The 14,272-nt window shown below is 54.4% G+C and carries 9 protein-coding genes; 6 read left to right on the forward strand and 3 right to left on the reverse strand.

Going from position 1 to position 14,272, the window contains the following annotated elements:
• Nucleotides 1-405: 405 nt before the first annotated feature.
• Both GKR98_03820 and GKR98_03825 read right to left on the reverse strand, forming a co-directional pair.
• Complete coding sequence (locus tag GKR98_03820) at nt 406-3,978, reverse strand: AcrB/AcrD/AcrF family protein (GenBank protein QMU57405.1); 3,573 nt, start codon at nt 3,976-3,978, stop codon at nt 406-408.
• Complete coding sequence (locus GKR98_03825; protein ID QMU57406.1) at nt 3,975-5,201, reverse strand: efflux RND transporter periplasmic adaptor subunit; 1,227 nt, start codon at nt 5,199-5,201, stop codon at nt 3,975-3,977. Before GKR98_03825 ends, GKR98_03820 begins: the two co-directional genes overlap by 4 nt.
• 215 nt (nt 5,202-5,416) lie before the next feature.
• Between GKR98_03825 and GKR98_03830 the strand changes: the two genes are divergently transcribed.
• The 4 genes from GKR98_03830 (at nt 5,417) to GKR98_03845 (ending at nt 9,422) form a co-directional block, all read left to right on the forward strand.
• Nucleotides 5,417-6,073 (forward strand): tetratricopeptide repeat protein, encoded by a 657-nt coding sequence (locus GKR98_03830; GenBank protein ID QMU57407.1) that lies wholly within the window; start codon nt 5,417-5,419, stop codon nt 6,071-6,073.
• Nucleotides 6,074-6,103: 30 nt separating this feature from the next.
• Nucleotides 6,104-7,420, forward strand: a complete 1,317-nt coding sequence (locus tag GKR98_03835; GenBank protein QMU57408.1) for a PQQ-binding-like beta-propeller repeat protein — start codon at nt 6,104-6,106, stop codon at nt 7,418-7,420.
• A gap of 50 nt (nt 7,421-7,470) precedes the next feature.
• Nucleotides 7,471-8,955, forward strand: coding sequence for a ribosome biogenesis GTPase Der (locus GKR98_03840; protein QMU57409.1), 1,485 nt, complete (start codon nt 7,471-7,473; stop codon nt 8,953-8,955).
• A gap of 233 nt (nt 8,956-9,188) precedes the next feature.
• Nucleotides 9,189-9,422, forward strand: a complete 234-nt coding sequence (locus GKR98_03845) for an EF-hand domain-containing protein (protein QMU57410.1) — start codon at nt 9,189-9,191, stop codon at nt 9,420-9,422.
• Nucleotides 9,423-9,474: 52 nt separating this feature from the next.
• Here GKR98_03845 and serS read toward each other — a convergent pair whose 3' ends face one another.
• Complete coding sequence (gene serS, locus GKR98_03850) at nt 9,475-10,764, reverse strand: serine--tRNA ligase (GenBank protein ID QMU57411.1); 1,290 nt, start codon at nt 10,762-10,764, stop codon at nt 9,475-9,477.
• Nucleotides 10,765-11,413: 649 nt separating this feature from the next.
• Between serS and GKR98_03855 the strand changes: the two genes are divergently transcribed.
• A complete protein-coding gene (locus GKR98_03855) occupies nt 11,414-13,081 on the forward strand; it encodes a hypothetical protein (protein ID QMU57412.1) in 1,668 nt (555 codons plus the stop codon).
• A 27-nt stretch (nt 13,082-13,108) separates the two neighbouring features.
• Nucleotides 13,109-14,269 carry a phosphatase PAP2 family protein gene (locus GKR98_03860; GenBank protein ID QMU57413.1) on the forward strand — a complete coding sequence of 387 codons (1,161 nt, stop codon included), beginning with the start codon at nt 13,109-13,111 and terminating at the stop codon, nt 14,267-14,269.
• The last annotated feature ends 3 nt before the right edge of the window (nt 14,270-14,272 follow it).

Consider the following 14,272-nt stretch of genomic DNA (forward strand, 5'->3'; position numbering starts at 1 on the left):
TAGTAATGTCAAAGGTAGCAATAAGAATATTGCTACGCCCCGATCCTTTGTTTTCATTGCCGCGACCAATACAAAACATACTGCAAAAAATAGCTTTGCATAATTCCATGTGCTTGCGAAACTTTTGGAGTGACCCAAGTCAAACGACGCCGCGACTTGGGCACCAGATTGCACGGCCAGCAATCCCAATAGCCCGTAGGTTGCTACAAGAAGAAAATCAATCATTAAAAAAGCGATCAAATAACTCCGAACGGAGCCGTTAAGGATTGCCTTCTGGAAATACTTCCGTAGTTCGGAAAATCTTGACATCAATTCTTAACCAAAAATGCGAAAAAAATGTATCAGTAAAGATAAGTTTGGACAACTTTATCGTGTATTGTCCACCGGAATTTAGGAGACTAATGATTATTCTGCGGCCCGCAATTCGGGCTCGCCGGGTTTGCTTGGTAATGATGAATCGCTGGACACGTCCCAGATAATTTCCGGATTCTTTACTTTCTTGGCGGCTTTGTTCAACGCCAGATCCCGCGCGGTTTTTGAACCCGAACCGTGGCTCAAGGCGCGAAGTGTCGTAAAGCTCCTGTAAGCACCGGTGGTGATCCAGACCCGCAGCGCCAGCATCGAGGGCGTGAAGACCAGCGTTAACATCGTGGCCAGTCCAAGGCCGAAGACCACAGCTGTTGCCAATTGCTTCCACCAAAGTGCGGTTGGGCTATCAACCGAGAACCCACCGCCTATGAAATCCAGAGATAGACCAAACATCATGGGGGCCAAACCGGCCATTGTGGTGATTGTGGTCAGCAGAACCGGGCGAATACGCGCCTCGGCAGTCCGCACAATGGCTTCGATCCGCGGCATATATTGCGAATATTCTTGATAGGTGTCGATTAAGACAATGTTGTTGTTCACCACAATTCCCGCAAGCGCCACAATCCCCGTTCCGGTCATGATAATTGAGAACGGCTGATCCATAACCAACATGCCGATCAAAACGCCGGTGGTGGACAGTACCACAGCCAGAAGCACCAGAACGGCGTTATAAAACGAGTTGAATTGCGCCAGCAGAATGATGAACATCAGACCCAAAGCGGCCGAAAATCCGACCTGCAGGAACGCCTGGCTTTCGGCCTGATCTTCCTGATCACCGGTCCATTCCCAGTCGACTCCCGGCGGCAATGGTTGTTCGTTCTGCAGCCACTCGGTCAGAAACTCGATGCGGTCATTCGGTGTCATCGGCAGCCCGTCTTCGGTCTCTAGTCCGGGCGCGACATCGGCTTTCACATCAAAGAACCGTTTCTGGCCGATGCGATTGATCTGCGCAAGTTGGGCAACGGGTTCCCGAGTGATGAAGTTTGACAGCGGGATTAACCCATCTCGGGTGCGTACTTTCAGAGTGTCCAGTGTCGACAATACCCGGTCCTGCTCTGGCAACCGCACGCGGATTTCGATCTCTTCATCCGAGGAATCGACCCGCATGGTGTCCAGTAGAATACCGCGCGTGACCAGCTGGACCATGCCGCCCACAGTGGCGACGTCTGCGCCATAGCGACCAGCCTTTTCAACATCCACGTTGATCTGCCAATCAATGCCAGGCAGGGGCAGATTGTCTTCGATGTCGATGAGCCCCTCAGTGCCTTCATACTTGGCCCGCACGAGCCGCACAGCACCTAGAAGCTCTTCCCAGTTGTCGCCCTTAAGGCGCAGGTGCACCGGTTTGCCACTGGCTGGTCCGCGCGCGAGGTTCAAAATCTCGACCTTGATGCCGGGAATGCGGTCCAGCTCGTCCTGCATCTGCTCCAGGATCAAATCGCCGTCCAACTCTTCGACTGTAAGATCATGGGTGGCGGCATAAGCACCGCGACGCTCCCACGGGATAAGTTCAATCTGGACCTGACCAATGGTGTCATTCGGCCCCGCGGCCCCGCCGGTGTTCTGGTTCAATCCACCAGCCCCAGCAAATGCAAACGTGCTTTCGACGCCTTCAGTTGCCAAAATGACCTGTTCGACCTGACTGACCAGCTCATCCTTTTCGGTCAAACCAAGATTGCCGCGCGCACGGACATAGACAATGGCCTGCTCGGGTTCGCTTTCCACGAAGAATTCAACGCCGTTGTTGTTCTGGCCGAAGTAGCCGAACACCGACACCACGAAGAAACCAACTGCTGCGATGGTGACCACTGGCATAATCGGGTTACCAGCAATGAACTTGATGAACATTCCGAACTTGGTCCGGCGGTGGCCCGAGCGAATTTTGGTTTCCTGACGCTCAACCTTTGCGGCACCAAGCGTGATCGAGGTCAGCATGGCTCCGGCAATGAACAGAATTGCGCCAAAGATGCTGCCACCACCACCAGTACCTTCGCCCAGCAAGTATTCGGGGTTTAAGACCTGCATCGCGGCCAGAAACATCAAATACATCGATGGTGGGACCAAAAGCGCGCGCAGGAACCACGGCGTGGACCGGGCAAGCGCGTTTGAAGATCGTTCGAAAAGGCGGCTCATGCGGCCAGCAACACCACCCATCACAGGTAAATAAATCAGTGCGACGACCAGCGATGCCGACAGAACGAAAATCAGGGTAACGGGCAACATTCCCATGAACTGGCCAGGCACACCCGGCCAAAACAGCATCGGCAGGAACGCGCAAAGTGTTGTCGCCGTGGATGAGACGATGGGCCAGAACATGCGCTTTGCGGCTTCAGTATAGGCCGCCATGGGCCCCGAGCCTTCACGGATGCGCCTGTCAGCGTATTCGACAACCACAATCGCCCCATCAACAAGCATTCCAACGGCCAGGATCAGGCCGAACATAACTATGTTCGATATCGGGACTTCCATCAAAGCCAGGAAGGCAAAACACAATAAGAAGGACGTCGGGATAGCAAATCCAACCAACAGCGCTGACCGCGATCCGAGTGCTGCAAGGACAACGATCATAACCAACGCGATCGCGGTCAGAACCGAGCCTTCAAGCTGGCTAACCATGGATTGGATGATGCGCGATTGGTCGTTGGATGTGCCAACGGTTATCGCCTCGCGCAACTCGGTCGGCCAGGTCGCTTGTTCGGCGGCAATTTCTGCCTTCACCACTTCGGCAAGGTCGAGAATGTTAAAACCTTTGCGCTTCACTACTTGCAGCGCGACGGTGTTCTCGCCGTTAAAACGCGCCGTTCCGGCGCGGTCTTCGAAGGTCAGTCGGATTTCAGCGAGATCTCCAAGAGTGATCACGCGGTCGCCGGCAACCTTCACGGGCAGATTGTAGATGTCCTGCTGTTCGTCAAACGACGATGGAATTTTGACGGCAAAGGCACCACTGTCGCTTTCGATCTCGCCGGCAGCAATCAACTGGTTGTTGTTGACCACGACACTGATCAATTCGCCTGCGGTGACGTTGTAGGCTTCCAGTCGCAGTGGATCGATGACGACTTCCAACATCTCGTCACGGTGGCCTGTCAGTGCGGCCTCTAGCACGGGTTCCAGGCCTTCTAGTCGGTCCTGAAGATCTTTGGCGACGCGCAATAAGGTACGTTCGGGCAGGGCGCCGGTCAGGTTGACGATGATGATCGGAAATTCAGAGAAGTTGATTTCATTAATGGAATACTGCTCTGCGCCTTGCGGGAACTGCGCTTGCGCCGAATTCATCGAGTCGCGAACATCGGCCATAATCTTGGTTTTGTCCCAGCCGAACTCGAACTCTAGCGCAATGCCGGCATAGCTTTCGGCGGCAGTGCCTTGGATGGATTTCAGACCGTCGAGATCGGAAAGCTCGGTTTCCATGGGTTTGACCAGAAGTTTCTCGCTGTCTTCCGCCGAGATCCCAGGGAAGGGCACAGAAACAAACAATGCCGGAATTTCGATATCTGGCTCACCTTCCTTCGGAAGTGATGCATAGGCCAATGCTCCCGCCATAAGCGAGAGCAGGATAAATGCCACCACCATCCGGGCACGCCCGGCGGCCCAGTCGACGATGCCGGTCATTGAGTGATCTCCGTCTCAAAGGTCGCGGCTACCGCAACACCGTCCGTCACGTATTCTTGCCCGACAACGATAACGTCGGCGACTTCGCTGAGACCACCAACCCAAATACCGTCGATAGTATCGCGCAGGACCGAAACCGGTTGAAAGCTGGCTTTTCCGTCCAGCACGACGCGAACACCTAGATCGCCGTCATCGTTTAGGGTGAGTGACGATTGGGGCAACAAGTGCGCCACGTTGCCGTCTGCCTGAATAAGAATTTCGGCAGTTTGGCCATCGCGAATGGAAAGATCTGGGTTTGGCACTCGCACATCGACGCGGAAAGTGCGAGTTGACGGATCGGCTGATCGACTAAGGAATGTTACCTTGCCAACAATTTCACGCCCGGAAGCAAGGCGCGCACCAGCAATCGCGCCGACCTGAACACGGTCGACCATCGTTTCGGGAACAAAACCAACAAGGTTGATCGGATCAAGTTGAATGATCGTCGCGCAAAGCGAACCGGGTTGCAGCAGTGCGCCAAGTTCGGCGCTGTCGGTTTCAAGAAGGCCTTCGAAAGGGGCCGCAATGTCGAGTTTGGTCAGTTCATTCTGTGCGGCTGCGACACCCGCTTCTGCCGATTGAACTCCCGCTTCGGCAGCCTGAACACCCGACTTTGCGGATTGCACCCCCGCGCGTGCGGCCTCAACGGCTGCTGTCGTCTGCGCCACGCGCGTTTCAGACGCAAAACCACCTTCGGACAGTCGTGATGAGGCATTGTCGTTGATCTCAGCTTCGACAAGGCGCGCTTGGGCTTCTGCGAGGCGTGCCATGGCTTCGGGAACGCGGGCCATCGCCTCGCGTTGACGCGCCTGAGAGTCAGACAGTGCAATCTCACGGGTGCCGGGATCAAGCTGGCAAACAAGATCGCCGTTATTCACAAACGCCCCTTTGCGCAGTGGATCTGATACAATACGTCCCGAAGTTTCAGCGCGTATATCTACCTGCCGTGTGGCTTCTGTTCGCCCACGCAGCACGACTGCGCCGTCAACACTGGTGGCCTCAGAGCGCATTGCAACAACGGATACACCTGCGTTTGTCTGAGAGCCTGGCTCGTCAGTCACGACATCTGGTTCGGAGGCTTCTGGAGTTGCGCCGGAAAACGAAACCAATCGGTCTCTTTCGAAAATCAGCCCATAAAGGACTGCCACGACGACAATTGCCGTAATGATCGGAAACACGCGCATGTGATGCCTCTTACAATCTGTATTTAATTACGGTTCTGGCACGCCAAAGGCGCGACAATACTGTTAATTTCGCTAAACCGTTCGGTTCAGATTAGTCATTTCTGCCTTTTTGAGCAAGATTGCAAGTGGCAGAGACATTTTACTGCCTTTGCATTCCATTCCGGGTCGGGATAAGACGACGCGAAATCGCGCTTTCAACTGTAAAGGGGCTCGAAGTGTCCAACCAGGACTCATTCATTGATGAAGTGACCGAAGAGGTCCGAAAAGACAGATTGTTTCGTCTTTTCAAACGCTACGGCTGGATTGGAGCTGTTGCCATTGTTTTGGCGGTTGGCGGTACGGCGTTTAACGAATGGCGAAAAGCGTCTGCACAAGCAGAGGCAGAAGCTGTCGGTGACGCTATTCTCGCTGCAGTTTCTACTGACAGTTCAGAGCGCGCAGATGCGCTTGCAGCAATTGAAATTGGCGGCAACGCCGGACGGGCAGCTGTTGCGGCATTGATCAGCGCGACTTTTGCTGAAGACTCTGGAGATGTTGACGAGGCTATTACCGCGCTTGAGACACTGGCGGCGGATGTGTCAGCGCCGCAAGCATTTAGGGATCTGGCCAGCTTGAAGGCTGTATTGCTTGGCGGACAGGCCATTTCTGCAGAAGATCGTATAGCACGCATGAATTCATTGGTTCTTGGCGGAGGAGCCTTCAGACTTCTTGCCGAAGAGCAAATTGCCTTAGCCGAAATAGAACTAGGTCAAAACGATGCTGCGACGGCGCGGTTGCGCGATATTCTTGCGGACGCTTCGACGACCCAGGACTTGCGCCGCCGGGCATCGCAGTTGATTGTGGCCTTAGGGGGATCGCTGACCGAAAGTTGAGAGCGGTTAGTTTGAGTAAAGGGCAGACGGGTGGCATCACTTTTCAAGTCAGTAGCAGCGATTTGCTCGGTTGCTTTTGGTTTGGCGGCTTGCGGCGATCAGGAAATATTGCTTGAGGGCGAACGTCAGGACATTCGCGGTGAAGAGTCGGCAGCTCTATCTCGTGCGGCGGTTCCAGTTCCGATATCATTGGGTGCGCCGGTTGCGAATGCCAATTGGACCCACTCCATGGCAACGCCCTCGCATAAAATAGCTCACCCAGTCTTAGATCGCCGTTTGACGCGGCAGTGGACGACGACCATCGGCGAGGGCAATGGCCGCAAGCATCGTTTGACGGCCGATCCTGTCGTTTCTGGCGGACGTATCTACACGCTGGATAGTCGCGCGACTGTGATGGCTCATATCGCCGAGAATGGGCGCACATTGTGGAGTCGTGATCTAACACCGTCTTCTGATCGTGCTGATGATGCCTCCGGTGGCGGATTGGCAGTTTCGGGCGACACGCTTTTTGTGACTAGCGGATTTGGAATGTTGACCGCAATGGAAGCGGCTACCGGGGAAACGCGTTGGGTTCAGAAGCTGGATGCGGCAGCAACAGGTGCGCCGACGGTCGCAGACGGGCGCGTGTATGTGGTCGCACGAGACAATCTGGCCTGGGCGCTGGATGCTGAAAATGGACGTATCCTTTGGCAAAAGCTGGGCGTTCCCGCTATCAGCAGTCTGACTGGCGGCGCGGCGCCGGCCGTTGATGGGCCACTGGTCATGATGCCGTTTTCGTCAGGCCAGATCATGGCAGTAATTGCAAACACCGGCGCGACAGCCTGGGTGGCCAGCGTTCCTGGTCGTCGTCTGGGGCGGGCGTTTTCCAGGATTAGCGATTTGGCGGGCGATCCAGTTGCCGACGGACGACGCGTTTATGCCGGGAACCACTCAGGCCGCGTTGCCGCCTTTGAAGGGGCGACAGGGCAGATTGCATGGGTCGCCGAAGAAGGAGCCATTGGTCCACTCTGGGTGACCGGCGGCAGCGTCTTCTTTGTTTCAGATGAGGCGCAGCTTTTGCGTCTGGATGCAGAGACAGGCGATATAATTTGGGCGCAGGACCTGCCATTCTTTACGAAAAATCGGATAAGTCGGCGCAAAGGAACTTTCGCGCATTTTGGTCCGATTATTGCTGGCGGGCGTTTGTTGGTTGTTTCCGACGACGGCTTTATGCGGGCATTCGATCCTGCTTCAGGTTCATTGATTGAACAAATCGAATTGCCCGGTGATGCCGCAAGTAACCCGGTTGTTGCTGGTGGGGTCCTTTATCTTCTCACTGATAAAGGTGAGCTTCACGCTTTCCGCTAGGCAAAAGAGCGTGTAAGAGCGCGCCTTGATCTGATCGAAAACTGAGTCTCATGTCCTTTACGCTGGCCCTAGTAGGGCGACCCAATGTTGGAAAATCCACTTTGTTCAACCGTTTGGTTGGCAAACGGCTTGCTTTGGTAGACGACCAACCAGGAGTGACGCGCGACTTGAGAGAGGGTGCGGCACGCTTGGGTGATCTGCGATTCACTGTGATTGACACCGCCGGACTGGAAGAAGCCACAGACGAAAGTCTTCCGGGTCGAATGCGAAAACTTACGGAACGCGCCGTCGATATGGCCGATGCGTGTTTGTTCATGATTGATGCACGGGCAGGGGTTCTGCCCGCCGATGAGGTGTTTGCCGATATTCTGCGCAAGCGATCTGCGCACGTAATTCTGGCGGCCAACAAGGCCGAAGGGCGCGCCGGAGAATCCGGAATGATCGAAGCCTATTCATTGGGTCTGGGTGATCCGATCAAGATGTCTGCTGAACATGCCGAGGGCATGGGCGAACTTATGGAGATATTGCGTCCGCTGATTTCTGCGGCAGATGAAAAACTGGCTGAAACAGAAGACTTGTCGCCGGAAACAAATGTGGCTTTGCATGACGGCGATGAGAGCGACGAAAATCCCGCGCTTGCCTATCGCGCTCCAACTCCTGAGCGCCCAATGCAGGTCGCGGTCGTAGGACGCCCGAATGCTGGAAAATCGGCACTTATCAATCGTTTGCTAGGTGAAGATCGACTGTTGACGGGACCCGAGGCCGGAATCACAAGGGATGCGATATCGCTTCCATTGGACTGGGACGGTATGCCGGTTCGTATATTTGATACCGCCGGGATGCGAAAAAAAGCGCGGGTGCAGAAAAAGCTGGAAAAGTTATCAGTTGCCGATGGGCTTAGGGCTGTGAAGTTTGCTGAGGTTGTGGTCGTGCTACTGGATGCCGCCATTCCATTCGAAAGCCAGGATCTGCGGATTGCTGATCTCGCGGAACGTGAAGGTCGTGCCGTCGTTGTCGCGGTTAATAAGTGGGACGCCGAAGATAAGAAACAGGAAAAACTGCGTGATTTGCGCGAGGCATTTGAACGGCTTTTGCCTCAGTTACGCGGTGCGCCGCTGGTAACAGTTTCAGCGCGTACTGGAGTCGGCATGGATCGACTGCGAAAAGCGGTTGAACAAGCCTATGAGGTTTGGAACAGGCGCGTGCCTACGTCTCATCTGAACCGTTGGTTGGCGGGAATGGTTGAGGCGCATCCACCTCCTGCCCCAAGTGGACGCCGCATCAAGCTTCGATATGGCACTCAAGCGCGTACCCGGCCACCGGGTTTTGTATTTATGTGCTCAAATCCGGATAAGATGTCCGACGCCTATAAAATATATCTTATCAATGGGTTGCGCGCAGATTTTGATATGCCCGGCACGCCAATTCGGCTGACATTCAGATCTCAGGCGGATCAGAACCCATATAGGAACAAGAAAAAGTCCACTCCGTCACGTTTGCGAAAGCATCTGGGTAAACCGTCGTTCGACGAGTAGATGCGGCGAGGGATTGCCGGAAATTCCATTTAAGGTGCGCTAAGTTTAGCCGGGTCCTATTCGAGGGGGTTGTCGGGCGGATTTATGCGCTTGAGTCGCTGATTTTTGAGCAACGATGAGCGCATTTTACCGGATTGTTAGCAACTCATTGAAACGAGATTACGCAAGAGCGATGTGGGTGGTGAAGCTTCATCCACTCACAGCGGGCCCGCGCCTTACAACGGAGAATTAAGATGAAAATCAGCACTTTAGCCCTTGCCCTTATGGGGCTCTGCGGTTTCGCGATGGCGCAAACTGTTGTGCCCGACAGCAACGGCGATGGCGTCTACTCTATGGAGGAATTGATGGCTGTATTTCCTGACCTTACAATCGACATTTTTTCTGAGATAGACGTCGATGCAAGCGGGACAATCGATCCGGCTGAATTGGAGGCGGCCGAAGACGCAGGTCTTGTGACCGCGAGCTAGGTCGTCGAAAAGTCACCGCCGGTACGCCTTTGACCGGCGGTGGCACTAATGCTTAAGCGAGTTGTCCGTCGGGTGTTATTTGTGTTTTGCCACCCATCCAAGGCCCAAGAGATTGCGGAAGGAATACGCCGCCATCTTCGGTTTGACCGTTCTCCAGCACCGCAATCAGACAGCGACCAACGGCCAAACCTGAACCGTTAAGCGTATGAACAAACTGCGGTTTTCCGTTTTCATCGCGGTAGCGCGCGTTCATGCGACGCGCCTGAAAAGCTCCACATGTAGAGACCGAGCTGATTTCGCGATAGGTGTTCTGACCGGGTAGCCATACTTCCAAGTCATGCGTCCTGCGCGCACCGAAACCCATATCTCCGGTGCAAAGAACCATCGTGCGATAAGGCAAACCAAGACGCTCAAGTATGTCCTCGGCCAGCCGGGTCATGCGAGCGTGTTCCTGCTCTGACTGCTCAGGATGAGTGATCGAAACCATTTCGACCTTTTCGAACTGGTGCTGGCGCAACATTCCAGAGGTGTCTTTGCCCGCGCTTCCGGCTTCGGAGCGGAAACACTGACTGTGCGCGGTCAGGCGAATGGGCAGTTGATCTGCATCCAGAATGCTCTCACGAACCGTGTTCGTTAGGGTAACTTCAGATGTTGGGATCAACCACATACCTTCGCGTGTCTGATAAGAATCTTCAGCGAATTTAGGGAGTTGGTTGGTTCCGTACATCGCGTCGTCACGTACCAATACGGGAGTCATGGTTTCGGTGAGGCCGTTGTCCTGGGTGTGGATGTCCAGCATGAATTGAGCCAATCCACGGTGCAGGCGGGCGATGGCGCCGCGCAGTAGGACGAAACGGCTGCCAGAGAGTTTGGCGGCGGTTTCGAAATCCATTCCGGGTTTGACGCCTGTAATATCAAAGTGTTCGACGGGTTTGAAATCGAACGTGCGGGGCGTGCCCCAACGGCTGATTTCAACGTTGTCGTTTTCGTCTGTGCCGTCTGGAATATCGTCCATGGGCAAGTTCGGTATCGACATCAGAAGATCGCGCAGGCGCGCATCCTCGGCCTTTGCCTGTTCTTCAAGATCAGAGATTTCCGATTTCTTTTCAGACACTAAGGCGCGCAGTCGCTCGAACTCGGCTTCATCGCCCCTGGCTTTGGCGGCCCCTACTTGTTTGGACGCGGCATTGCGATCTGCAAGCGCTTTTTCCGCGGTCGCGATCTTCGAACGCCGGGCTTCATCTATGGCGAGAATCTCTGACGACGCGCCCGAGATCCCACGCTTTGCCATGGCGGCGTCGAAAGCTGTTGGGTTGTCACGGATAGCGCGGATGTCGTGCATTGATCCTCTCCTAATGGGTTGATTGTGCGGGGTGTATGGCGGATTTTTTTGGCGGTGGAAATGGGGGAAATGCCCTGTCTGTATCACGTCGGTATGACGTCGGTGCCAGCGAACTGGGCAGTAAGAAGTCATTAACAAAAATGCGTCCGTCGGGGCGCGCGAGTGGCTTGCGATGACGTGGCCATTGGGCAGGTTTTGAGGAGCGTATTATACCGCAGCTCAAACGAGTGTGCCGGAAAGAACGTTTCGTTCCGACCACATCAGAATGTGAGATCGGTGCGGTCCTTGAGATGCTGCAGTCGAATTATACGATTGGCATCTTAAAAGTCTTGTCTGCAAGTTCTCGCAGCCAATGGACAACTTCTACGGCCTCAGGAGACAGGTTGCTGTCGGAAACCGCGTCCGGCTGGACCGTGTCGCGGAGTTCTTCCCATCGGGTGCAGAAATCGCAGATATCACGTATCTCGTTAAATGAGTTTTCGCTCTTGCTAAAATTTGGCATCGCCTGAAATGCATCTCCGGTATCAATAGACTGACGAAAGATCTAAAGCTGATTGTTCAATATTGGCTGTGAAAAAAACGTTAATATGCTTCGTTACGCATGTTTTAGCCGATATGCTGTGGTTGATAACGAGGGATGGAATTCGGCTTGAGCGAGACTAAAGACCAGTTGGCCGTAAGACTGTATGGCCCATTTTCTGCAACTCTGATTGCCAATACACAAACCGTGACGCTTGGAGCGAAGCCGTCAGCGTTGTTGGCTTTGCTTGCAACCGCTCCTGATGGAAGTCGCACCCGTAGCTGGATTCAGGAAGTGCTATGGGAGCGTTCAGGCCCCGAACATGGACGTTCGAGCCTGCGTCAGGCGCTATCCGCGCTTCGAAAGTCACTGTCGCCGAATGGCGATGCGCTTATTCAGTCAAATAACAACACCATTACGCTTAACCTTGATCGTGTAGAGTTGATCGGCGAACCAAAAGATGGCGAGTTTCTGGAAGGTCTGGATATTGCTGGGGCTGACCGCTTTTCCAATTGGGTCAAACGACAGCGTCGCAATCTGATCACCGGTTATAACCCAGAGTATCCTCTGCTTGATGGTGCAATTGCACCGATAAATTCGCGGATGCGTTCGACCATTGCCATAATGCCTTTGGTTGGATCGGTTCGCTCGGGCGCGTTTGCTTTGGGCGATTTGGTTTCGGCTGACATCTCGCGAAAAATGTCGCGCGCGGTTGGCATCGATGTGATTTCCCATTTGTCCTGTCGGCAACCCACGTTTCGGGAAACTGAATTTCACCAACTGAGCGCCCAGTATAACGTCGATTATCTGGTGACCGGGCATTTGCGCGAACGTGATGATATGTTGTTGTCGAACATTGATGTCCTTGAGGTTTCTACCGGCAAGTTAGTGGGAACGGAGAACTTTGAAACGTCAAAGTCGGCAATACTGCGGGGCGAACCGGATCATTCCGATGAAATCATTCGCTTCCTTACCCTTACGATTTTCGATGTCTCTGTTCGCGCTGCTGTTGGGTACGGCACGCGTGATACGGCGTCGCACACCCTTTTGATGTCTTCGATTTCGCTGATGCATCGGCAGGAATTGATCAGCTTTGCCAAGTCACGCGAGCAGTTAGAGGAATTGCAGAAGCGGCTTCCCGGGTCGGCCGAGCCGCTGGCCTGGTTGGCTAAGTGGTATGTTCTGTTCATTTCGCAGGGATGGAGCACCAATATTTCCGGCGACGCGGGACGGGCAAAGGAATATGCAGAGAATGCAGTTTCAGCAGATGTTACAAGCACGCTGTCGCGGACCATCGACGGGCTGGTCGAGTATCAGTTGCTGAAGAATTACGACGCCGCGAAAAGCCGTTTTCACGAAGTTTTGGATGTGGACTCCAATAATCCGTTGGCCTGGCTGATGACGGGTAAGATGCATGCCTTTGAAGCCGATGGTGCAAGTGCCGTGGCCTGCACCAATCGGGCACAGCATTTGTCGCCTCTTGATCCCAGTGCCTATTTGTTCGCGACTTTGTCGGCGACGGCACACCTTGCCAACAAGGATTACGAGATTGCGTTGGAGTTGTCTGAAAAGGCGATCCAACTAAACCGAAATCACATTTCCAGTTTGCGCGCGAAAATTGTTGCGTTGCATGAATTGGGTCGGGTCGATGAAGCCCGTGATGCGGCGGCTGAGTTGATGAAGCGCGAGCCGGATCTGACGATTTCCCGATACCTTTCTAATCACGCTGCCGCAAATTACGACTCGGGTCAGGCTTGGGCGCGGGCGCTGAACGCTTCGGGAGTGCCGCTACAATAGATAAATAATTCAACAGGGAGAGAATACATGTCGCTTACAGGACTTTCGACGGGTGTGACCGGGGTGACCGGAGTAACTGGTGTGACAGGAGTAACCGGCGTGACTGGAGTAACGGGTGTTACCGGAGTTACGGGAGTCACAGGAGTAACTGGCGTTGGTGGTGGTCCGGGGCGCACATTTTCCGGCGCGCAGTCGACAGCAATAATAACGGCGCGGGATGCTATTTTTGGGCCAATGTCGACCTGGGATAAGTTGAATTACACCCCTTATGATATTGATAACGCGGATGATATGTTGGAATGGGCACCTTGGGTGCGCACGATGGTTTATCAGGGTGAACTGACATCGGGAGTGCATTTCCGAGTGGACTCTGGGACCGGAAAGGCAACGCTTTACTCTCGGCAGGATGCCATCAACGGCGGAAATCTTGAGTCCGGGTTCGCCGAGTTGGCAAGTTTCACGCGCCCCGAGAAAGCGGATTTTGAGACCCAGTTGGAGAAGATTTGGCATTACGGTGATCTGCGTTTGGATCGACAGGCCGAGATACTGACGCAAGTCGGTTATCCCGATCACTTCTTTGGTGTAATCTTGGGGCTGCACCCCGAGCGGAACCGGTTCACGCTGGAAGTGATGGGGCAGGCGCATGCTTTTGCCACCACAATTGTGCAGCGGGTGAAGATTGCCATGGCCTGTAAGCGGCCTGATCACTTGTCGCGCCACGTTCAGCCGATGTTACCGATGCCGGGGCATGGGGCCTTGCCGTCAGGACATGCGACGCAGGCTGCCGTTCTGGCGCGGGTTCTGGGGCTGTTGCAGGGGGTGCCCGAAGTCGAAGAGATGATGATGCGGCAGGCCGAACGCATTGCGGTCAATCGGACGGTGGCAGGGCTGCATTATCCGGTGGACAGTATTGCAGGTGCAGCCTTGGGTCTGTGTGTGGCCGAGTATTACGCGGCGCAGTCGGGGTTCGAGGTTGATGGAGCGGCATTTCAGCCGAAGTCGGTCGACTTCAATGGTGTGGGTGTTGGGGCGCAGGATTTCTTTTTGTCGGACTACTTTGACGGTGGTGCGCGCAAGAGCTTTGCACCGGGCGGCGGGTTCCACGTAAATCTGGGCAATCCGGTTGCTGTAAGCGCGACACCATATCTGTCGAAGCTATGGTCGCTGGCGAAGGCGGAATGGAGCTAGGGC

Origin of the sequence: Boseongicola sp. (genome assembly GCA_014075275.1) — a bacterium.
Taxonomy (GTDB): domain Bacteria; phylum Pseudomonadota; class Alphaproteobacteria; order Rhodobacterales; family Rhodobacteraceae.